The sequence below is a fragment of the Novosphingobium oxfordense genome, from assembly GCF_044029435.1.
Classification (GTDB): domain Bacteria; phylum Pseudomonadota; class Alphaproteobacteria; order Sphingomonadales; family Sphingomonadaceae; genus Novosphingobium.
The window spans coordinates 1,485,269-1,508,077 of record NZ_CP147008.1 but is presented as its reverse complement, the minus strand read 5'-3'; the positions used below and the strand labels follow the sequence as shown (position 1 = coordinate 1,508,077).

At 63.9% G+C, this 22,809-nt stretch carries 15 protein-coding genes and 1 riboswitch; of the genes, 7 read left to right on the top strand and 8 right to left on the bottom strand.

Annotation, left to right across the window (positions count from 1 at the left end; genetic code table 11):
- Positions 1-247: 247 nt before the first annotated feature.
- The 5 genes from WBP07_RS29425 to WBP07_RS29405 all read right to left on the bottom strand — a co-directional run bounded on the left by WBP07_RS29425 (position 248) and on the right by WBP07_RS29405 (position 7,017).
- Entirely contained in the window at positions 248-3,490 is a 3,243-nt protein-coding gene (locus WBP07_RS29425) for an efflux RND transporter permease subunit (RefSeq protein ID WP_395396776.1), read from the bottom strand.
- A 4-nt stretch (positions 3,491-3,494) separates the two neighbouring features.
- Positions 3,495-4,652 (bottom strand): efflux RND transporter periplasmic adaptor subunit, encoded by a 1,158-nt coding sequence (locus WBP07_RS29420; RefSeq protein ID WP_395396775.1) that lies wholly within the window; start codon positions 4,650-4,652, stop codon positions 3,495-3,497.
- A gap of 3 nt (positions 4,653-4,655) precedes the next feature.
- The gene (locus WBP07_RS29415; RefSeq protein WP_395396774.1) at positions 4,656-5,933 is read right to left on the bottom strand and encodes a TolC family protein; all 1,278 of its coding nucleotides are present in this window, start codon (positions 5,931-5,933) and stop codon (positions 4,656-4,658) included.
- 71 nt (positions 5,934-6,004) lie between these two features.
- Complete coding sequence (locus WBP07_RS29410) at positions 6,005-6,334, bottom strand: hypothetical protein (RefSeq protein ID WP_395396773.1); 330 nt, start codon at positions 6,332-6,334, stop codon at positions 6,005-6,007.
- 32 nt (positions 6,335-6,366) lie between these two features.
- Positions 6,367-7,017: a cation transporter gene (locus WBP07_RS29405; RefSeq protein ID WP_395396772.1), complete on the bottom strand. Its 651-nt coding sequence runs from the start codon at positions 7,015-7,017 to the stop codon at positions 6,367-6,369.
- Between the two features lie 66 nt (positions 7,018-7,083).
- On the opposite strand from WBP07_RS29405, the gene WBP07_RS29400 reads away from it, so the two are divergent.
- The 5 genes from WBP07_RS29400 to WBP07_RS29380 all read left to right on the top strand — a co-directional run bounded on the left by WBP07_RS29400 (position 7,084) and on the right by WBP07_RS29380 (position 14,305).
- Complete coding sequence (locus WBP07_RS29400; RefSeq protein ID WP_395396771.1) at positions 7,084-7,476, top strand: helix-turn-helix domain-containing protein; 393 nt, start codon at positions 7,084-7,086, stop codon at positions 7,474-7,476.
- 61 nt (positions 7,477-7,537) lie between these two features.
- A riboswitch (Fluoride riboswitch) is annotated at positions 7,538-7,614 on the top strand.
- Between the two features lie 24 nt (positions 7,615-7,638).
- A complete protein-coding gene (locus tag WBP07_RS29395) occupies positions 7,639-9,033 on the top strand; it encodes a voltage-gated chloride channel family protein (RefSeq protein ID WP_395396770.1) in 1,395 nt (464 codons plus the stop codon).
- Between the two features lie 545 nt (positions 9,034-9,578).
- On the top strand, positions 9,579-10,883 hold the full coding sequence (locus tag WBP07_RS29390) for a cation:proton antiporter (protein ID WP_395396769.1): 1,305 nt from the start codon (positions 9,579-9,581) through the stop codon (positions 10,881-10,883).
- A gap of 92 nt (positions 10,884-10,975) precedes the next feature.
- Positions 10,976-12,484 carry a tryptophan halogenase family protein gene (locus WBP07_RS29385; RefSeq protein WP_395398273.1) on the top strand — a complete coding sequence of 503 codons (1,509 nt, stop codon included), beginning with the start codon at positions 10,976-10,978 and terminating at the stop codon, positions 12,482-12,484.
- A gap of 312 nt (positions 12,485-12,796) precedes the next feature.
- Complete coding sequence (locus WBP07_RS29380; protein ID WP_395396768.1) at positions 12,797-14,305, top strand: arylsulfatase; 1,509 nt, start codon at positions 12,797-12,799, stop codon at positions 14,303-14,305.
- Between the two features lie 245 nt (positions 14,306-14,550).
- Here the strand turns inward: WBP07_RS29380 and WBP07_RS29375 are convergent, their stop codons facing one another.
- From WBP07_RS29375 to WBP07_RS29365, 3 genes are all read right to left on the bottom strand, one after another.
- Positions 14,551-15,954: an efflux transporter outer membrane subunit gene (locus tag WBP07_RS29375; protein WP_395396767.1), complete on the bottom strand. Its 1,404-nt coding sequence runs from the start codon at positions 15,952-15,954 to the stop codon at positions 14,551-14,553.
- 124 nt (positions 15,955-16,078) lie between these two features.
- Positions 16,079-19,330 carry an efflux RND transporter permease subunit gene (locus WBP07_RS29370; protein WP_395396766.1) on the bottom strand — a complete coding sequence of 1,084 codons (3,252 nt, stop codon included), beginning with the start codon at positions 19,328-19,330 and terminating at the stop codon, positions 16,079-16,081.
- 4 nt (positions 19,331-19,334) lie between these two features.
- Positions 19,335-20,381 (bottom strand): efflux RND transporter periplasmic adaptor subunit, encoded by a 1,047-nt coding sequence (locus WBP07_RS29365; RefSeq protein ID WP_395398272.1) that lies wholly within the window; start codon positions 20,379-20,381, stop codon positions 19,335-19,337.
- Between the two features lie 252 nt (positions 20,382-20,633).
- On the opposite strand from WBP07_RS29365, the gene WBP07_RS29360 reads away from it, so the two are divergent.
- Together WBP07_RS29360 and WBP07_RS29355 are read left to right on the top strand one after the other, a co-directional pair.
- Positions 20,634-21,380 carry a response regulator transcription factor gene (locus WBP07_RS29360; RefSeq protein ID WP_395398271.1) on the top strand — a complete coding sequence of 249 codons (747 nt, stop codon included), beginning with the start codon at positions 20,634-20,636 and terminating at the stop codon, positions 21,378-21,380.
- A complete protein-coding gene (locus WBP07_RS29355; protein WP_395396765.1) occupies positions 21,377-22,774 on the top strand; it encodes an ATP-binding protein in 1,398 nt (465 codons plus the stop codon). Before WBP07_RS29360 ends, WBP07_RS29355 begins: the two co-directional genes overlap by 4 nt.
- Positions 22,775-22,809 lie beyond the last annotated feature (35 nt).

Genomic DNA, 22,809 nt, shown 5'->3' with positions numbered 1-22,809 from the left:
CTATAGAGCCGCCGGGGACTTGAGACAGTTGAAGCGTGGCCCCTCGGCCGGAAAATCAAAGTCAAGCAGCGGTCCGGTCGGACCAGAACAGTTCGCAAGCCATAGGACGGGGCCGAGAAGCGCTGCAGGACGCGCACTGAATGCAGTGATTGCTGTTATCTGTGGAAGTACTTCACTTACCATATCATCCGTCATTTCCCACGTACGTCCGATGGGGGAAGGCTGTGGCACAGCCTTCCCCGGTACTTCAGTGCTGTGTTTTAGGCTCACCGTCACTGTCGATCGGATGCTGCGGCTCGTCGAGGTTTTCCTGGCCCGGCAGTTGCTCCCGCCCATAGCGGGCATAGAGCGTCGGCAAGACGAACAGCGTCAGCAGCGTGGCCGAGATCAGGCCGCCGATTACCACAGTCGCCAGCGGCTTCTGCACTTCCGCACCTGCGCCAGTGCCCAGCGCCATCGGCACGAAGCCAAGGCTTGCGACCAGCGCCGTCATCACCACCGGGCGCAGGCGCTGGATGGCGCCGGTACGAGCAGCCTCGGCCCGTTCCATGCCCTTGCGCATGAGGTCCTGGATCGAGGACACCATGACCAGCCCGTTGAGCACCGCGATCCCAGAGAGCGCGATGAAGCCGACGGCGGCGGAGATCGAGAAGTCCATGCCGCGCAGGAACAACGCCAGGACGCCGCCAACCAGTGCCAGGGGCACGCCTGTAAAGACGATCGCAGCCTCCTTGACCGATCCCAGTGCGCCATAGAGCAGCAGCAGGATCAGCACGAAACAGGCCGGGATCACCAGTTGAAGGCGGTCCCGCGCCGAAGCGAGGTTCTCGAACTGCCCGCCCCATTCCAGGTAGCTGCCCGGCGGCAGACGGACTTCGCTGGCAATAGCCGCCTGAGCGTCCTCGACCACGCTGCCGACATCGCGGCCGCGCACATTGGCCTGGACCACCACGCGGCGCTTGCCGTTCTCGCGGCTGATCTGGTTGGGACCATCGACGATGCTGATATCCGCGACGCCCGCGAGCGGGACGAACCCGCCTCCGGCGATCGGCACCTGCACTTGCCGGAGCAGGCCGATGTCGGCGCGCTGTGCTTCGGACAGGCGGATCACCACCGGGAAACGGCGATCGCCCTCGTAGATCGTGCCGGCCTCGCGCCCGCCCAGCGTGGCGGTGACGACGTCCTGCACGTCCTGCGCAGTCACGCCCAGACGCGACATGGCATCGCGGTTGACGCGAATGTCGAGCATGGGCAGGCCCGTGGTCTGTTCCACCTTCACGTCCGTCGCGCCTTCGGTGCGGCGCAGCACTCCGGCGATCTTTTCGGCCGTGGCATTCATGGCGTTGAAGTCGTCACCGAAGACCTTCACCGCAATGTCGCCGCGCACGCCCGCGATCAGTTCGTTGAAGCGCATCTGGATGGGCTGCGTGATCTCGTAGGCGTTGCCCGGGAAGTTGTTCAGATCCTTTTCGAAACGCTCGACGAGTTCGTCCTTGGTCAGACTGCTGTTCGGCCATTGGTCGCGGGGCTTCAGGATCACGAACATGTCGGTGGCGTTTGGGGGCATCGGATCGGCCGCGAGTTCGGCGGTGCCCGTCTTCGAGAAAACGAACTGCACTTCCGGCTGCTTGGACATCATCCGTTCAAGCGGTACTTGCATCGCCTGGCTCTGTTGGACCGAAGTGGCCGGAATGCGCAGCGCCTGGATCAGCACGTTTCCTTCGTCGAGTTGGGGCAGGAACACCTGTCCCAGCGAGAGAAACGCAGCGATGGCAACCAGGAAACCGACGACGCCCGCGCCGACCGTGATTGCCGGCCGCTCCATCGCCTTGTCGAGACCTGGCTCGTAGCGCGCCTTGAGCCAGGTCATGATACGGCCCTCCTTCTCCTCCACGCGGTTGGAGAGCCAGATCGCGATCGCCGCCGGCACCGCCGTCAGCGAAAGCACAAAGGCGAAAGCGAGCGCCATGATAACCGTCAGCGCCATCGGCACGAAAGTCTTGCCCTCGACACCGGTGAGCGTCAGCAGCGGCACGTAGACGAGGATGATGATCGCCTGGCCATAGACCGAAGGTCGGATCATCTCGCGCGCGGCGGCAGCAACGGTGGCGAGCCGCTCCTGCACGGAAAGCAGGCGGCGATTGTAGTGCTGTTCCTCGGCGATACGTCGCAAGGCGTTCTCGACAATGATGACAGCGCCGTCGACGATGAGGCCGAAGTCCAACGCGCCAAGACTCATGAGATTGGCCGAAACGCCGGTCTTCAGCATGCCGAAGCTGGTAAGCAGCATGGTGACGGGGATCACCATCGCCGCAATCAGGGCCGCGCGGAAGTTCCCCAACAACGCGAACAACACGATAATGACGAGCAACGCACCTTCGCCCAAGTTCCTGGCGACGGTCTTGATCGTCGAGTTGACGAGGTCCGTGCGATCCAGCACCGGCTGCACCACGACATCCGGCGGTAGCGAGGCGTTGATCTCCTGCAGACGATCGGACACGGCCGTCGCGACCGTGCGGCTATTCTCGCCAATGCGCATCACTGCGGTGCCGACGACGACTTCTGTGCCGTTTTCGGAAGCCGAACCCATGCGTATTGCCTGTCCGGTCTTGACCGTGGCGACTTGCCCCAGCGTGATCGGCACGCCCACGCGCGCAGCAACGACGATCTTCTCCAGCTCGTTCGCGTTGCGCACCAACGCATCGGAGCGCACGGCAAGGCCTTCGCCGTTGCGGTTGACGAACCCGCCGCCAACGCTGGTGTTGTTGCGCTCCAGCGCAGTGGCAAGGTCGGTCAGGGTCAGGTTCATCGCGGCGAGGCGCTGAACGTCGGGCACGACAAGGAACTGCTTGGTATAGCCGCCGATGGAATCGACGCCCGCAAGCCCCTTGGTATTCTTGAGCAGCGGGGCGACGATCCAGTCCTGCGCGGTACGCAGGTACGTCGCCTTGTCGGTGTCGTTGGTCAGGCGTTCGCCCTCGGGGGTGATGTAGCTCCCGTCCGGCTGCATGCCGGGCTCACCGGGGACGTGCTTGTCGTCCTTGCGATGCTCAAGGCGGACGGTCCACATGTAGACCTCACCCAGTCCCGTGGCGATCGGACCCATCTCGGGATTGACGCCTTGGGGCAGGCTTTCCTTCACACCAATCAAGCGCTCACCCACCTGCTGGCGCGCGAAGTAGATATCCGTGCTCTCGTCGAACACCGCAGTGATCTGCGAGAAACCGTTCCGGCTGAGCGAGCGGGTGTATTCCAGGCCCGGGATGCCGGCGAGCGCGGTCTCGATCGGGAACGAGACCTGCTTCTCGACCAGTTCGGGCGAAAGCGCGGGCGCGCGGACGTTGATCTGGACCTGATTGTTGGTGATGTCCGGCACCGCGTCGATCGGCAGGCGAGATAAGGCAGCGCCGCCGATTACGGCGACAATGGCAGTCAGCAGCAGGACGAGCCAGCGCTTGTGGACCGCCCAGTTGACGATAGGGGCGATCATCGGCTCAGTCCTCGTGCGCCGCTTCGCCCTTGCCGAGTTCGGCCTTGAGCGTGAAGCTGTTGGAAGTGGCGATCTGCTCGGTGCCCGTGAGACCCGAGCGAACGATCACGGAGCCGCCGGCCCCGGAATCCCCGACATTGTCGCCAAGCGTTACGGGAACGACCTGGAAGCCCGCCTTGGTGCGCACGAAGACGACGCTCTTGCCTTCCACGGTCTGAACCGCGGTGCTCGGCACACGCACTACGCCGTCTTCGCCTTCGCCCGAAAGCTGGACGGAAGCCGTCACCGGCTCTCCCACGCGCCATTGACCGGCGCGATTGTCGAGCGAGGCAATAACGGGCACGAGGCGGGTCTGCGCATCGAGCGCGGGCGATACGAACGTCACCGTGGCGGTGGCGGTACGCCCCGGCGCGGTAACGGTCACGGTATTGCCCGCACGTACGCGCCCGGCATCAGCCGGCTGCAGATTCAGCGCGAGCGACACGCTCGACAGGTCGGCGACCCGATAGAGTTCGGCATTGGCATCGACAGTCTGGCCCAACACGACACTGCGCGCGATGACTTGCCCGGAGATCGGCGCGGTGATGCCGAGGCGGTTGAGGCCGCCGCCGCCAACGCCAGCTGCCGAGACTTGTCCCTGCGCCTGGTTGTAGGCGATGCGCGCTTCCGTCGCAGCCGTGCGGGCGGCGATCAGGTCCTGTTCGGGCGAGACCCGCTGGGCGAACAGGCGCTGCTCGCGCACCAGGTTCGAGTTCGCAAGTGCCAGACGCGCGCGGCTCGCTTCGACTTCGCCCTTCAGCATCGCTGCTTCCCGGCTCTCGATCACTGCCAGCGTCTGCCCGCGTCCGACCGATTGGCCAAGGTTATAGGGAAGCGCCACCACGCGCCCGCCGATTGCCGCGGAGACGACCTGCGTGCCCTGCGGATCGCCTTCGATGGTGGCCGGGAGTTCGAGAGTGCCGGAGCCGCCCATGGTCGGCCGTCCGATCTGGATACCGGCTGAAGCAATCTGCTCCTGCGACAGCGTGATCTTGCCTTCATCGGCGTGAGCGGCTTCGCCCGCCGCCTTTTCTTCCTTGGACGCCCCATCCTGCGAGTTGCCGCAGGCGGCAAGCGCGAGCGACAGCGGGAGGACGGCGTAAATGAACGTATTGCGATTCATGGATCAGTTTTCCCCCTGAGGCGCGACGACGGGCGCGGTCAGGCGCTCCAGCTGTGCGCGGGCATTCTGGTAAGCTGCGAGTGCATCGATGGCGGCCATGCGGGTCTCGGCAAGCGTGCGTTCGGCATCGAGCAGGTCGAGCTGCCCGAACTTGCCTTCGCGGTAGCCGATGCGGGCGATCCTGGCGGCTTCCTGCGCGGCAGCGAGCGCCGGCCCATTGGCGGCACGCGCGGTCGTGGCGGCATTGTCGACCTGGACTTGCGCGTCTGTAATCGCCTGCTCGACATCGAGCGCCGTCACCCGGCGCTGCGCCTCGACCCGCGATCGCTCCGCCACAGCCTGCGCAACGGCAGCCTTCCCGGAATTGAACACCGGGATCGGTATCGAGATCGAGAAGACCGCCGCGAAGTCATTGGTGGCTTCCAATCGGCGCAGGCCCGGCCCCACCTGAAGGTCGGGCACGCGCTGCGAGCGGGCGAGCCGGATATCGGCATCGGCAACCGCCAGATTCGCGTCGGCGGCGGCGAGCGCCAGCGTTCCCGCACTCGCAGCTTCGCGAGGGCCATAGTCGCCAGCGGCAGGAAGACGATCGAGCAGGCCCCTGTCCAACGATCTGGCAATCGGCCCGCCTATCCGTCTGGCCAAATTGACCCGCGCTGCGTCAGCGAGGCGCGATGCACGCTCCAGGCCGGCCTCGGCATTGACCCGGGCAACGTCGGCGCGTTGTTCCTCTATGGGCGATGCCCGTCCGGCCAGGACCCGCACTTGCGCGGCTTTCAAGGCATCGCGGGCGATCTGCACCTGATTGCGCTGGGTTGCCACCCGTCGCTCAGCGGCAACGGCCTCGACATAGAGCTGCGTGACCTGCAACCGCACATCGACTTGTGCGATCGCGGCTTCCAGCGCGGCCCGATCCAGTTGCGCCTTGGCGACCGCGACCCGGGCCCCACGCTTGCCACCCAGTTCGATGGGAAGGCTGAGGCCGACCGTTGTCTCTGCCTGATCGAAACCGGAATAAGGCCCGGTGCCGACCACGTTCTCGACCTGCGTCTGCATGGTCGGGTTGGGGCGTAGCCCCGCAACCTTGCGCGCCGCAGCGGCAGCGTCGATGCCGGCATGCGCGGCATCCAGGGCAGGCGCGCTGCCCCCGGCCGCTGCAACCGCATCCTCCAGCGTAAATAGTGCAGCGGGCTGAGCCGCAGCCGGCGCTGCAATCTCTTGCGCCTGCGCGACGACGGCGCACGACGTTGCAGCCAGCAAGGCTGCCATGATCCTGTACATGAAATCTATCCTGATTGATGGGCGTGGGGCCGCGCGCGCCGAAGCGCGAGGTCAGCGGCCAACGGCGTCAATCAGGCGATTGGAGGGCGCAGATCCGGACCGGAAATCCAGCGACCAAGCGCGTCGGCCCGCGCAGCCGGCAAAGGCTGGGTCAGCATATCGGAGAGTTCGGGAACCATATCCCGTGCCGGCAGGAACGAAGCACCGCCGTGGCAGCCCGCATGATGATGCGGCGCGCCCTTGTCCGCATCGCCGGGCGATTGATCGGCGTCGCCTTCGCTATGGACGTAGCCAGAGCACTCGACGATGACGCTGCCCGAAAGCTCCTGGGCATGAATGGCCGATGTCGCCATGAATGACGACAGCAGCATCAGGATCAGCGCGAGGCCCCAGCGAGACATGGCAATTGCCGTACGGGATCGGAGGCCGGATGTCACCTCAAGGTTCCACCCGCAGCAGGAGGCGAAGCGCGCCAGACAAGAATGGCCTCACCCAGCACTCGCCAGGCTGAACGCAGAAAGATCACGGCGATGACGCCCCCAATCGCGATGTCGGGCCATGCGGTTCCACTGAGTGCGACCAGCCCGCCCGCCGCCAGCACACCGACATTCGCGGCGACATCATTGCGCGAGCACTCAAAGGTGCTCGACATGTTCACGTTGGCCTTGCGGAAACGCCAAAGCAGCGCAAGGCATGTCACATTGGCCACAAGAGCCAACCCGCCGAACGCCAGCATCAGCGACGAAGAAGGTGGCACCCCATGCGCGATCTTGTTCGCGATTGCGACGATCACCGCCAGGCCGAAGGCCAGGATGATCAGCCCCTTGGCGATCGCGGCTCCTGCCTCCCAGCGCGCTCCGCGATGCAGGGCGTGGAGGCTGAGCGCATAGACGATCGCATCGCCCAACATATCGACCGAATTGGCCATCAAGGCCGATGATCGCGCCACAAGGCCGCCGCCGAATTCGAAGAAGAACATGGCGAAATTGATCACCATGACGACGATCAGGACGCGGCGCTGGTCCTTCTTCCCGGCCAGTTGTGCAAGCGTATCGCCCTTCTTCGAGCAACAGTCATGAGCCATGATTCGCATCCGACAATCTGAATATGGCTTGGACTGATGCACCCTGAAGCCGCTATAGGGTCAAGCATGAAAATCGGCGATCTTGCGAAATTGACCGACACTCGCGTCGAAACGATCCGCTTTTACGAGAAGGAGGGGCTTATCCCCGAGCCTTCCCGGACGGCAGGCAATTACAGGATCTACAATGCGGTCCATCTCAACCGGCTCTCGTTCGTCCGGCGATCGCGCGATCTGGGCTTTTCGTTGGCGCAAGTGCGGATCCTGCTTGCACTTGCCGACGATTCCGAAGCCTCCTGCGCCGAAGTAGACGCCATCACTGCCGCGAACATTGCCGAGATCGACCGCAAAATGACCGATCTTGCCAAATTGCGTGCTGAACTGGTGCGCAAACTGGACTGCTGTTCCGGCACGACCATTGGCGATTGCCGCATCATCGAAGCCTTGGCGCCTGAGGCCTGAGTAAATTATGCTTGGAGCTTCCGGAAGGCCCGTTGACGGCCAAGCTTCGAGCCGACATATGCCTCCGCACGGCGATGGATTTCCGCCGGGCTGTCTGGCCGAACCGCCCTCGCAAGGGCCGATGATTCCTACCTGACGCTGCTAGCCAGCAATGGAGGAATTGTGCGCGCGATATTTTTTAATCTGTTCACCCAGTTCAACTTGGCGGCGTCTATGCGCGATCGCCAAGATCACGCAATGTCCGTGGCCCGATGGACGCTGCTGCTGATACCGATGGCTGCAATAGTCGGAACATTGTGCGCGGCGTTCCTATGGAGCCTTGATGCCGCGACACGTGCACGGTTCGACCACCCCTCACTACTGTACTTCCTTCCGGTTGGTGGAGCGACCATCGCCTGGCTTTACGACCGCGTCGGCCGCTCCGTGGAGGCGGGCAATAATCTGATTGTCGAGCAAATCCATGAACCTGGTGGCGGCATCCCGCTGCGCATGGCCCCGCTCGTCTTTATCGGCACTATCGCAACACATCTGTTCGGTGGATCCGCCGGACGCGAGGGTACTGCCGTGCAGCTTGGCGGCAGCATTGCCAGCGCAATTGCAAGTCTGGTCAGGCTTGATCCGCCTAGCATGCGGATCCTGCTAATGGCGGGTGTCGCGGCGGGTTTCGGCGCGGTTTTCGGAACGCCGCTGGCAGGTGCAGTCTTCGCGCTGGAGGTTCTGGCGATCGGGCGAACCGAATATGCCGGGATCATGCCCTGCTTGCTTTCGGCACTCGTGGGCGACTGGACGTGCCATGCTTGGGGCATTCATCATACAGTTTACCACATTGGCTATGTGACGCCCGACTCCGCCAGGCTTCTCGTTGAGCCCCTGCTGGTAGCCAAGGCGGCCATGGCAGGCGTCGCCTTCGGGCTCGTCGGCCATGTGTTTGCAGAAGCCAATCACGCGCTGGGCGGCTTCTTGAAGCGCAGCTTTCCCTATGGCCCGAGCCGTGCCGGGTTGGGCGGTATCATGGTGATCCTGCTCGTCTGGATCGTGGGGACGCGCGCCTACCTTGGCCTTGGCGTCTGGTCCGTCATCCCGGGCGATCCCACGATAGCAGGCTTCTTTACTGGCCCCGTCGATCGATGGAGTTGGGCGCTCAAACTGCTTTTCACCGTCGTGACCCTTAGCGCGGGCTTCAAGGGCGGCGAAGTGACGCCGTTGTTCTTCATTGGGGCAGCGCTTGGCAATGCACTGGGCTGGCTGCTGGGGGCACCGCTTGACCTGTTTGCGGCACTCGGCTTCGTCGCGGTGTTCGCGGGGGCCGCCAATACGCCGCTCGCCTGCACGATCATGGGCATTGAGTTGTTCGGCCGGACCCACGCGGTCCCGCTCGCGGTCGCGTGCTTCGTTGCCTACATCTGTTCGGGACATAACGGCATATACCTCTCGCAACGCATCGCTGTTCCGAAAAGAGCCGCAGGAACGCACTTCACGCCGGAAACCCTGCGCACCGCGCGCGCGCGACGGAGCGACATTCGCCATCAATCGTCGAAAGATGCTGCCGGGGTGTAACATTGATCCCCCAAGCACAAAGTCACGTTCCCCAAGATCGGCAGGATCCGCGTCTCCATGAACCCGCGGACAAGCCGGCGCATGCGCCGAGCAGTTTATGGCTCCCAGAGCCTCTTTATCGTGCGCTGGTCATGCAGGCGAAGAAAGACAGCGACATGGACGCAGTCGCCCGTGAAACGCGATGCGCTGATGATCTCTTCTGACAGGTGCGGAACGTTCGTCCGGGTACAAACGAGCGCAAAGCGGGCAACGTTTCGTGAAGAATTTCCAGTTCCAGTCCAGCGTCTCGGGACGCGGCCGATTCCCTATCGTCAAATTGCTCTCACGACCGTCTCAGCGGGACCCAAATTCACGAATATGACATCGCAATCAATCGCTGAAATCCTTGGGTTGTGGCGCATTGGCAACATTACAAAGCCTACAGACGAAATTCGCTTTCGAGATTGTCACCCAAGCAAGAAACTACTTGCGACAATGTGTGCGGCGGTCTCATTTCGCGTCCGCACACCGCACCGAGAAAGGGCGGGTGCTAAGGAGAGTGGCGGATGAGTCCTGCGGAACTGAGCGTTGCGTTTTTCTTGCAGATGTTCGTGATTGTGGCCGCATGCCGGGCAACGGGCTGGCTCTTGAAACGATACTTTGATCAACCTCAGGTCATCGGTGAAATGATCGCCGGCATTCTGCTCGGCCCCTCGCTGCTCGGACTTGTCGCGCCGGATATCCAGCATTTACTGTTCCCGAACGAAACCAAATCCGTGCTCTACGTCGGAGCGCAGCTGGGCGTTGGCCTCTACATGTTTCTGGTCGGGCTCGGTTTCCGCACCGACCATTTCCGACTTAACGCCCGCAGCGCCGTCGCGGTGTCACTCTCAGGTATGGCCGCGCCTTTTCTGGTCGCCGTCGCGATGACGCCATGGCTGTTCAACCTAAACTTGTTCGGTCCGCAGGTCAGCGCGTTCCAGGCGACACTGTTCATGGGCGCTGCGATCTCGATCACCGCTTTCCCCGTTCTCGCCCGCATCATTCAGGAGCGCGGCCTTTCGCGTACGCCGCTCGGCTCGCTGTCGCTTTCCGCTGGCGCAATTGACGATGTGGGCGCCTGGACGGTGCTTGCGATCGTGCTCGCGAGCTTTGGCGGTGGTACCGCAGTGGCGCTGAAAGCCGTACTCGGCGGGGGGCTCTTCGCGCTGTTCATGCTGACCGCCGGGCCGCGCCTGCTGGCGCCGCTCTCCCGCTGGGCCGAGCGGGAAGGCCGCATCACGCCGCCCCTGCTCGCCACGATCGTCGCGCTATTCATGCTCTGTGCCTGGGCGATGGACGCGGCGGGCCTCCATTCGGTGTTCGGTGGCTTCCTGCTGGGCGTAGCAATGCCGCGCGGATTGCTGAGCCGCGAACTGAAGAACCAAATGGAGCCTTTCACACTGGCTCTGCTGGTACCGATGTTCTTCACCTTTTCCGGCCTCAACACGCAGCTTACGCTGGTAAACAGCGTTGCCTTGGTAGGCGTCGCGCTGGTCATCCTGGCTGGCTCCATCATCGCCAAAGGCGCGGCCTGCTGGGCAGCGGCCCGACTGACCGGACAGGACAACCCCACCGCGCTCGCCGTCGGCGCGTTGATGAACGCGCGCGGGCTGATGGAGCTGATAATCATCAACATCGGCCTGCAAAAGGGCATCATCGGCCCCGCGCTGTTCTCCATGCTTGTCGTCATGGCGCTGGTGACGACGCTGATGGCCTCTCCACTGTTCGAAGTCGTCTATGGCCGTCGCGCCCGGGCCAGCGGTGCGTTGGGCGCACTGAACGAGGATCAGGATGAACTGGCGGATCGTCCCGCCTCATCCGCCATCTGACACAGACACCTGGCCGACCGCGCGCCCCGTCGGGTTCGGCGTTTCCAATATCGTACAATGCGGCGCGAACGCCGGCATCATGGGAAATGAGCATGCAGCAGGATCCGGCATCGGACCGTGTGGTAAAGCGAGTCGTGGTAGCAGGGGGCGGCACCGCCGGATGGGTCACTGCGACGGCCTTGGTGCGTCATCTCGGACCGCTGATCGACGTTACGCTCATCGAATCGGAAGAAATCTCGACCGTTGGCGTGGGCGAGTCCACCGTGCCGACCTTCAAGAGCTTCCATGATCTGATGGGAATCAAGGAAGACCAGTTCATGGCCGCCGCACAGGCGACCTTCAAGCTGGGGATCGAGTTTCGGAACTGGGGCCGGATTGGCGATCGCTACATCCACCCGTTCGGAACGATCGGCACACGCGCGTCCTGGATGGCGGAATTCCATCACTTCTGGCTGCACGCCCAATCGCGCGGATTTGGTGGTGAACTGGGCGAATATTGCCTGGAATGGGTGGCGGGCGAGGCCAATCGCATGTCGGTGCACGCCGCGCCGAACATGGGCTATGCCTACCACGTCGATGCCACGCGCTATGCCCGTTTCCTGCGCGCCATTGCCGAACCCGCCGGCGTGAAGCGGGTCGAAGGGAAGATTCGTCATATCGATCTCCACCCCGAAAGCGGCTTCATCGATGCGTTGACATTGGAAACAGGCGAACGGATCGAAGGCGATCTCTTCGTCGACTGCACCGGTTTCCGTTCCCTCCTGCTGGGCCAGGCCCTGGGTGTGGAATTCGATGATTGGGGTCGTTGGATCACCACCAACAGCGCCGTAGCCGTACAGTCGAAATCATCCTACCCGCCCCAGCCCTACACCGGCGCCTACGCGCACGAGGCAGGCTGGCGTTGGAAAATTCCGCTGCAGCACCGCGAAGGCAACGGCCTTGTGTTCTGCAACGAGTTCATGTCGGACGACGAAGCGCGGGCCAAGCTTCTGGCGGAGATCGACGGCGAACCGACCATCGAGCCATGGCTGCTACGCTTCAAGACCGGGATGCGCAAAAGGAGCTGGTTCCGCAATTGCGTCGGCTTGGGGCTTGCCGGCGGTTTTATCGAGCCGCTGGAATCGACCAGCATCCATCTGATGATGGCAGCCGTCACCCGGCTGATCCAGGATTTCCCTTTCAACGGCTGCAACGAAGCGCTGATCCATCATTTCAACGAGAAGTCGCGGCTGGAATTCGAATCCATCCGGGATTTCATCATCCTGCACTACCACGTTACCGAGCGGGACGATTCCGACTTCTGGCGCCGTTGCCGCACCATGGACATTCCGGATTCACTCAAGGAGCGCCTGGAAATCTGGCGCGACGATGCCCGTGCCTTCAAGCTGGAGGATGAACTGTTCCGCGTCGACAGCTGGACTTCGGTATTGTTGGGCCAACGCATGAATCCGCTTGGCTACCACCGCCTCGCAGAAATGATGCCTGACGTCGCATTGCGGAGCCATCTCGATCGAATGCGCTCCGAAATCTCCGAAATCGCAGCCAGCATGCCGACGCATCCGGACTTTCTAAAATCCTATTGTCCGGCTGATCCACTCTGATCGCCGTCGCAGCAGGCGAGATGTCGATCCGCGTTGGAGGGAGCCCATGCGGGCGGCGGCAAGCCAATTGTACCGCTGTTGGTCTGGAAACGGACAATCGGGCAGCGGGACGGAATGCGGCAATTGGGCCGGCTGCTGAAACGCAGCCTCCAGGCCGACTTGCTATACTACCTGGAACGGTCAAAGGCTTGCGGCTGTGGGCGCCCCGCTTCTCGGTAGCATAACCAGGATTTTTCCGGGTTTGCCCCGATCTGCGGGGTCAGAAATTGGCTGGTACGATCCCTCCTTCCGTGTCGGATTCAGGAGAAGATCATGCCGAACGGCAAGCCCAATATCCTGTTCATCATGTCGGACGATATCGGCTGGTTCAACATCAGCTGCAATAACAACGGCATCATGGGTTATCGCACGCCCAACATCGACCGGATCGCGAAGGAAGGGGCAAACTTCACCGATTTCTATGGCCAACAAAGCTGCACTGCCGGCCGTGCCGCCTTCATCACCGGGCAATCCCCGATCCGCACCGGGCTTACCAAAGTCGGCCTGCCCGGTGCCAAGCTCGGCCTGGGCGCAGACGATCCGTCCATCGCACAGTTTCTGAAGAATCTCGGTTACGCGACCGGCCAGTTCGGCAAGAACCATCTGGGCGACCGCAACGAGCATTTGCCGACCGTACATGGCTTCGACGAATTCTTCGGCAACCTCTATCACCTCAATGCCGAGGAGGAGCCCGAGAATCCCGACTATCCCAAGGATCCTGAATTCCGGAAAAAATACGGCCCGCGCGGCGTGCTCAAATGCAAGGCCAGCGAGACCGACGACGCCACCGAAGACCCCCAGTTCGGCCGCGTTGGCAAGCAGGTGATTGAAAACACCGGCCCACTGGACACCAAGCGAATGCAGACGGTGGATGAGGAATTCCTGGGCGCGGCGCTCGATTTCATGGACCGGCAGGCCAAGGCCGATCAACCGTTCTTCTGCTACATGAACACCACGCGCATGCATGTGTGGACGCATCTCAAGCCGGAATCAGAGGGCAAGACCGGCTTGGGGCTCTATCCCGACGGCATGGTGGAACTTGATGGCTACGTCGGCCAATTGCTTGCCAAGCTGGAAGACCTCGGCATCGCCGATGACACTGTGGTCGTGTTCACCACCGACAATGGTGCCGAAGTCATGTCCTGGCCCGATGGCGGCGCGACGCCGTTCCGGGGCGAGAAGGACACCAATTGGGAAGGCGGCTGGCGGGTGCCCTGCGTAATCCGCTGGCCCGGCGTGATCGAACCCGGCCAGCTGATCAACGACATTGCATCGTTGCAGGACTTCATCCCCACTTTTGCAGCAGCCGCGGGCGAGCCCGACCTGGTTGCCAAAGTGAAGCAGGGCTACAAGATCGGCGAGAAGACCTTCAAGGTTCACCTCGATGGCTACAACCTGCTGCCGTTCCTGTCGGGCAAGGAAAAATGCCCGCGCGAAGGCTTCCTGTATTGGAGCGACGACGGCGACCTGCTCGCAATCCGGGTCAACAAGTACAAGATCCATTTCCAGGAGCAGCGCAACTCCGGCGGCATAAGCGTCTGGCGCGAACCCTTCGCGCAGATGCGGGTCCCGAAGATGTTCGACCTCCGCTCCGACCCATTCGAACGTGGGGACGAAAGCTTCCTCTACGACAAATGGACTGCGGACCGCATCTTCCTGCAAGTGCCGGTGCAAGCGATCGTCTACGAATGGCTTGAGAGCTTCAAGGAATTCCCCCCGCGCGCAAAGGCGGCGAGCTTTACGGTCGATCAGGTGGTCGAGGCGCTGATGCCTAAGAGTTGATGCGGCGCTGGCCGAAGCGAGGCGGGGGCAAAATTGCGATGAGGGTGTGGAAGATTCAGGGAAAGCCAGTCACGGTCCGAGCCACTCCCCGACGCTCGGACTAGCCTCAAGGTCCATCGGCTGCTGGCAAGGATCGCCGCCGATGAGACCGGGCCGACGCTCAACGAGCCATGCTCGGGTCAGCCGCGGTGCGAGCGCCGGGCTATGGGAGCCAGGCCCACGCACCGTCTGCTCCTCATCGGCCGTCAACCACCAACGGCCGCTCCGCCCAGGCTCTCGTCCGCGCCGATCGCGCTGTAGACGGTGACGCGGTTAGTGAGGTCGGCCAAGACCGTCGCGATCCGGGTCTGCTGATAGGCATAGAGCGAGCGCTGGGCGACCAGCACGTTGAGCGAAGTTTCGGTGCCTGCGCGATATTGCGCATCGGCAAGATCGTAGCTTTTCTGCGCCGCCGTCACCAGCCGATCCTGCGCGGCGCGTTGCTCGGTAATGGTGCCGCGCCGGGCCAGCGCATCGGCCACATCCTTGAAGGCGGACTGCACCGTCGCCCGGTAGGTGGCAAGGTAATAGTCGCGCTGCGCCTTGGCATATTCCAGGTTGCCCTTGTTGGTGCCGCCCAGGATCGGCAGGCTGGCGCTGGCCGTGCCGCTGGCGAGAGACGCCCCGCCGGTGAACAGGCTGCCCAGCGCAGTGCTGGCCAGCCCGAGCGCGGTGGTCAATGAAATCGTCGGGAAGAAGGCCGCGCGGGCGGCACCGATCTGGGCGTAAGTGCCCTTCAGCTGGTGCTCCGCCTCCACCACGTCAGGGCGGCGCTGCAGCACTTCGGATGACAGGCCGGCCGGTACTTGTCCGATCCGCGCGTCCAGTTCGGTGAGCGAGGCAGGAAGCAGACCATCTTCCACCGGGCCGCCGACCAGCAGTTCCAACGCATTGCGATCCTGCGCCACCAGCGTCGTCTGCGATGCCACGTCGGAATTGGCCTGTTCCAGCACCGTCTGTGCCGAGGCGAGATCCCCCGCAGCGGCGAGCCCGGATTTGAGCAGGCTTTGCGTCAGGTCGACCGATCGCTGCCCACTGGCGCGCGTGCGTTCGGCCAGGGCGAGCAGGTCGCGGTCGGAAGCAAGCGTGACATAGGCCGTGGCGACATTGGCCACCAGCGTCAGCCGCGCGGAGCGGTAGCCGGATTCGGTCGAGAGGTAGGTCTCCATCGCCTCCCGGCTCTGGTTCTTCAGGCGGCCGAACAGGTCGAGTTCGAAGGAACTGAAGCCGGCGTTGGCATCGTAGGTCTGCGTATCGGCTTGCGAGGACTTGAGCCCGCGCGTGCCCACCGCGCTCGCGTTCGCGGCCAGCGTGGGCAACTGGTACGACCGCTCGACATGATACTGTGCCCGTGCGGAGGCGACATTGGCAAGGCTGGCCTGAAGGTTCTGGTTGTTCGCCAGTGCCCGCTCGATCACGGTCTGAAGGCGCGGATCGGCGAACAGCGTGCGCCAAGGCATGCCGGCTTCTGCGGATGCCGCCGGGGCATAGGCGGCGCCCTGCGGCCATTCGGCCGGGGCAGCGGCTGCGGGCTGGACGTACTTGGGTGCCAGATTGCAGCCCGACAGGGCCGTGGCGGCAATCAGGAGCGGGATCAGGGTGCGGCGCATCGGCATGGTCCTCGATGAAGGTGCCCGAGGCCCCGATCGATGGCGGATCGACAGGGCCCCGGGCTCACCGGCGCAGGAGGGTGCGATATTCTCCGCGCCGATGAATGGGGGTGAGAGAAGGCGCTCAGGCCTCTCCCTCGGATGGGGTGCCCGGAACTTCGGCATGGGGTTCATGCCGCAGGTTCCGGGCCTCATCGGCGTCGCCTCCTCGGTGGAAGAGCCTGGCAACGACGACGAAGAACATCGGCACGTAGAAGATCGCCAGCATCGTTGCGGTCAGCATGCCGCCAAGAACGGCGGTGCCGATGGCGATGCGCCCTTGCGCACCCGCGCCGGTTGCGATGGCGAGCGGGACGACGCCGGCCATGAAGGCGATCGACGTCATCATGATCGGCCGCAGGCGCACGCGGGCTGCTTCCAATGCGGCGTGGAGCATGTCCTTCCCGTCCCGCCAGGATTGTTCGGCAAACTCCACGATCAGGATCGCGTTCTTGGCGGCAAGGCCGATCGTGGTGAGCAGGCCGACCTGGAAGTAGATGTCGTTCTCCAGCCCGCGTGCGGCCACCGCGATCACCGCGCCGATCACACCCAGCGGGATGACGAGCAGCACCGCCAGCGGCACCGACCAGCTTTCGTACAGCGCAGCAAGGCACAGGAACACCACCGCGATCGACAGGGCATAGAGGTAGACCGCCTGTCCGCTCGACTGGTTCTGCTGGTAGGACAGATCGCTCCAGGCGTAGCTGGTGCCGGGCGCGATCTTCTGCTGGAGCGCAACCATCTCCTTCATCGCATCGCCGGAGCTGTAGCCCGAACCGGCATCGCCCTGGATCGTGTAGGACGAGCGGCCATTGAAGCGAGAGAGGCTGTTCGGGCCGGTTTCCCAACCCATCGTCGTGAAGGCGGAGAACGGAACCATCTTGCTGGTGCCGTCGCCATTGGTGCCCGCAGTCGAGCGGACGAACCACTTGTCGAGGTCGCTAGGCAGCATGCGCGCTTCCGCCTCGCCCTGCACATAGACCTTCTTCACGCGGCCACGATCGATGAAGTCGTTGACATACGTACCGCCCCAGGCCGTGCTCAAGGTATCGGTGGCATTGGCCACGGACAGGCCGAGCACGGAGAGCTTGGCATCATCGAAATGCACGTCGAACTGCGGCGTATCCGGCAGAGTCGAAGCGCGGACTTGCGAGAGCTTCGGGTCCTGATTGGCGGCGGCGATCAGCTTGTCACGCAGCGCGACGAATTTCTCGCGGTCCATGTTGGTCGAGTTGAGCAGTTGGAAAGTGAAGCCGTTCGACTGGCCAAGGCCCTGGATCGAAGGCGGCGTCATCACGAAGACCTGCGCGTCGCGGATCTTCGACAGCTTGGCCATGATCCGCCCGGTAATGGCATTGGCGCTCTTGCTGGAATCCTTGCGCTCATCGAACGGGGCGAGGTTGGCGAAGCCCATGCCCGCATTCTGGCCCGAACCGTTGAAGCTGAAGCCGCCAACGGTGAAGCGGATCGGCACGTTGCTGCCTTCGGACTGGAACGCCTCCTCGATCTGCGCGCGCACCTTGTCGGTCCGTTCGGAGGTCGCGCCGGCGGGAAGCTGGTAGACGACCATGACCTGGCCCTGATCCTCGGTCGGCAGGAAGCCGGTGGGCAGGCGTGTGAAGATCACCACGAGCGCGACGATCACCAGTCCGTAGACCACCAGCCAGATGCGGCGGCGGGCGATCAGCTTCTCGGTCGCATCGACATAGCGGCCGGTCATGCGATCGAACCAGCGGTTGAAGCCGCCGAACCAGCCGTCCAGCCGGTGCTTGAGACGCAGCACCGCGCCGCGCAGGCCGGTAGCAGGCGCCTGATCGGCATCCACACGCTCGCGCGGCTTCAGCAAAGTGGAGCACAGTGCGGGGGAGAGGATCAGCGCGGTCAGCACCGAAAGCCCCATGGCCGAAACGATGGTGACCGAGAACTGGCGATAGATGACGCCGGTCGAGCCGCCGAAGAAGGCCATCGGCAGCAGCACCGCCGAGAGCACCAGCGCGATGCCGACGAGCGCGGAACCGATCTCGTCCATCGAGCGGACCGTGGCGCGATATGGCGACAGACCATCCTCGTGCATCAGGCGCTCGACATTCTCGACCACGACGATGGCGTCATCGACCAGCAGGCCGATGGCCAGCACCATGGCGAACAGCGTCAGCGTATTGATGGAGTAGCCCAGCACCGCCAGGATGCCGAACGTGCCCAACAGCACCACCGGCACGGCAATCGCCGGCACCAGCGTGGCGCGCCAGCTTTGCAGGAAGGCGTACATCACCAGCACGACCAGCACGATGGCGATCACCAGCGTCTCGATCACTTCCTGGATCGACAGCTTCACGAAATCGCTGGTGTCGCGCGGATAGGCGATCTTGTAGCCCTCGGGCAGGTCTTTCGACAGTTCGGCAACACGCGCCTTCACGGCGGCGACCGTCTTCAGCGCATCCGCGCCCGATGCCAGTTCGATGCCGATGCCCGCGCCCGGATGGCCGTTCATGCGGGCGGACATCATGTAGCTTTCCTGCCCCATCTCCACCTGCGCGACGTCGGACAGGCGGACAACCGAACCGTCGGTCAGTGTCTTGACGACGATCTGGCGGAACTGCTCGGCAGTCTGCAGGCGCGACTTGGCCTTGACCACAGCGTTGAGCATCTGGCCCTTCACCAGCGGCTCCGCGCCCAGCTGGCCGGCGGAAAGGTCCACGTTCTGTGCGGTGATGGCGCTTTCCACGTCGGACGGGATCAACTGCCGCGCCATCAGCTTGGCCGGATCGAGCCAGATGCGCATCGCATATTGCGAACCCAGCACGCGCACCCCGCCAACGCCGTTCACGCGGGCCAGATCGTCCTGAAAGTTGGAGACAAGGTAGTCGGCAACGTCGCTGTCGGTCGTCTTGTCGCTCTGGTCATAGAGCGCGACCACCAGCAGCATGTCCGAGCTGGATTTGGTGACTGTCAGCCCCTGTTGCTGAACCTGGGTCGGCAGGCGCGAATTGGCCTGCTGCACCTTGTTCTGCACTTGCACTTGCGCCACGTCCGGGTCGGTGCCCTTGGCGAATGTCGCGGTGACGGAAGCGGAGCCGGAACTGTCCGAACTCGACGAGAAGTAGAGCAGGTTGTCGATGCCGGTCAGCTGCTGTTCGATCACCTGGGTGACCGAATTCTCCAGCGTCTGCGCCGAAGCGCCCGGATAGGTGGCGCTGACGGTGACGGAAGGCGGCGCAACGTCGGGATACTGCGCGACAGGAAGGCTCATGATGCCGGCGATGCCGGCCATCATGACGATGATGGCGATGACCCAGGCGAAGATCGGCCGGTCGACGAAATAGCGGCTGATGTTCATCGGATCAGTCGCCCAGCTTCACGGTGACGGCCTTGACCTTGGCGCCGGCGCGCGCCTTGTCGGTGCCCTCCACGATCAGGCGGTCACCCGCCTTCAATCCACTGGTGATCAGCCACTTGTCGCCGATCGCCTGGCCCGTGGTGACCTTGCGCTGCTCCACCTTGCCCGATGCATCGACGACCAGTGCAGTGCCGTTGCCCTTGGCATCGCGCGAGATACCCTGCTGGGGGGCGAGAATCCCGTTCTGCACCACGCCCTGCGGCGCATCGACCTTCACGAACATGCCCGGAAGCAACAACCCATCGGGATTGGGGAAACGGGCGCGGATCGTCACCGTACCCGCTTCCGGATCGACGTTGACCTCGCTGAATTCGATGGTCCCCTCCGTGGGGTACTTCGTGCCGTCCTCCAGCGTCAGCGAGACCTTGGTGCTGCCCGGCAGAATGCTGCCCTTGGCAAGCGCGCTGCGCAGGCGCAGCAGGTCGGCGGAGGACTGGGTGATGTCCACGAAGATCGGATCGAGCTGCTGGATCGTCGCCATCGCATCGGTCTGGCTGGCGGTGACGAGCGCCCCCTTGGTGACCGAGGAACGGCCGATGCGCCCGGTGATCGGCGCCAGCACCCGCGTGAATTCCAGGCTGACGGCATCGCTGCGGCTGCTTGCCTGATACTGGTGGACGGCGGCCTGCGCGGCGCGCGCGGCGGCGATCGTCTCGTCCTTGTCCTGCGCACTCACCGCCTCGCTGTCACCCAGCGTGCGATACCGCTTGGCCTTGGCTTCGGCGCTGTAAAGAGTGGCCTGCGCATTCTCCAATTGCGCGCGCGAGGTATCGAGCGAGGCGCGATAGAGGCGCGGGTCGATCTGGTAGAGCGGCTGCCCGGCGTGGACCAGCGAGCCCTCCTCGAACAGGCGCGACTGGATGATGCCGGCCACTTGCGGGCGCACTTCGGCGACCATGGTGGCGGCGGTGCGGCCGGACAACGTGGTGGAAACCGTGACCGGCTCCGCCTTCAGCGTAACCACGCCGACTTCGGTGTCCTGCTGCGGCATCGCCTGCTGCTGGCCGCAGCCGCCGAGGCTGAACGTCGCCAGCGCAAGCGCCGATACGATGGCGAGATGTTGGAAGGAATGGCGCAAGCGGGGGGCTCCTGTGCACGGTTGCAGCTTTGAGCATGCAATTGTGCGCCGCAGCACGGATCGGCAATCAACGGTGCGTATCGTCAAGTTGCCAGCGGTAGCCTATTGTTTCATCGTGTATCAGCAGGGCAGACTTCACCGGGCAGCGCGTCTATGGCCTCTTTCATGATCCCGCAGAGCGATGCGCCGGAGGGGCGCATCATCGTCCTGGAGGACGATCCCGACATTCGCGAACTGATCGCCGCGCAGCTTTCGCGCGAACCGCAGCGCGTGGACTCCGTCGGCTCGGTCGCCGAACTGCGCGAGAGCCTGGACCTTGGGCCGGTAGACCTGCTGATCCTGGACCTGAACCTGCCGGATGGGGATGGGCTGGATATCTGCCGCGACTTGCGTGCCGCCGGGCATCAAGGCGCGATCATGATGGTCACCGCGCGCGAAGGCCCGATCGACCGCGTGCTCGGGCTGGAATTGGGCGCGGACGATTACCTCACCAAACCTTTCGAGCCGCGCGAACTGCTGGCGCGCGTACGCAACCTGCTGCGCCGGTCGCGCGTGTTCGACGGGGTACAGGCGCAAGCCGGCACCCGCCCGCGCGTCGCCCGTTTCGCCCGCGTGGGCCCTTGGCGGCTGGACCTGCACCAGCGCCGGCTGGTGACCGACGATGAGCGGCTGGTCATGCTCTCCTCCGCGGAATACCGCCTGCTCACCCGCTTCATAGAAGCACCGAACCAGGTGCTCTCGCGCGAGGAACTGCTGCCCGAACGTAGCGCCACCGTCGCCTTCGACCGATCGATCGATATCCAGATCAGCCGCCTGCGCCACAAGCTGGCGAGCGTGCCGGGCGGCGACGAACTGATCCTGACAGTGCGGAGCGAAGGCTACGTCCTGCCCGGCCCCGTCGCCTTCGAATGACCTCGCCCCCCGAAAAGCGCAGTTTCTGGCGGCGCCTGCGCGATTATCCCCGCTCGCTGGCGGGGCGACTGACGCTGGTACTCTCGTTGGGCATGGCGATTTCTGCGATCCTCGCGCTCCAGGCGTCCGACAACCTGGGCCACTACACCTTCCGCAAGGATCAGATCGACGCGGCGCTCAATAGCGCCGTCGATATCGCGCATCGCTTCGACCGGGACCCCGCGCAGACCGCCAACCTGCTGTCGCGCGGCGTCATTCTGGGCGCGCACGACCCCAATCCCGAATGGCGCATGACCGCGCCGGACCCGGAATTCTCGCGGCGACTGACCGGGCGCCTCGGCCGCCCTGCGCAAGTGATGCCGCTGCTGAACGGCGAATGCTTCGTCCAGCTCACCCGCTATCCCCATGCGGCGGGAATGAACACCGATCCCCTGCCGGATTGCTGGTTCATCCAGGTCAATTCCGGCGGCAGGACGTTCAGCTACGTCGTCGATCTCTGGCCGGATCGCAGCTGGAACCGCCACCGCGTCGGCCCGCCCTATCTCGAACTGATCATCCTCGCCGGCGCCCTGCTCGGCCTCATGGCGGCCAGCCTTGCCACCGCGCCCTTGCGCCGCATGGAACGCGCCGCGCGCGCTTTCTCATTGGTCGGCGAGTTCGAACCGATCCCGGTCAAGGGTCCCAGCGAAGTGCGCGCGGCGCTCGAAACCTTCAACCTGGCGCAGGAGCGTGTGCGCGAGGGCCTGCGCGAACGCACGCAGATCCTCGCCTCCGTCACGCACGATCTGCAGACGCCCCTCACCCGCCTGCGCCTGCGGTTGGAGCAAGTGGAGGACGACGCTCTGCGCGAACGCCTCGTCGCCGATCTGCAAGTGACCCAGCAAATGGTGCGCGACGGGCTGGACCTTGCCCGCAGCAGCGAGATCCGTGAGCCCTGGGCCGTGCTGGACATCGATTCCATCCTTTCCAGCATTGCCGAAGATGCCGCCGAATTCGGCCACCGCGTGGCCTTCACGCGGGGCTGCGGCGCGGAAGCGCGGGTAAAGCCCAATGCCCTCGCCCGCGCACTGGGCAATCTGGTGGACAATGCGCTGAAGTACGGCGGCAGCGCGGAATTGAGCTGCCTGCGTGAAGGTGCAGATCTTGTCATTCGCGTGGCGGACCGGGGACCGGGCCTGCCGGAAGACGAACTGGCGCTGGCGTTCCAGCCCTTCCGCCGCCTTTCCTCCAGCAAGGGCAACGGCACGGGGATCGGGCTGGCCATCGCGCTGGCCCAGGTCGGTACTTTCGGCGCGACGCTCAGCTTGCACAACGCGCCGCAAGGCGGGCTGGTTGCGGAAATCCGTATCCCCGGCAGCGCGATTCGCGACAACAGAGACGGTTTCAATGTGTAGCCGTCAGGTTACCGTGTAGCTATACAGTACAATAT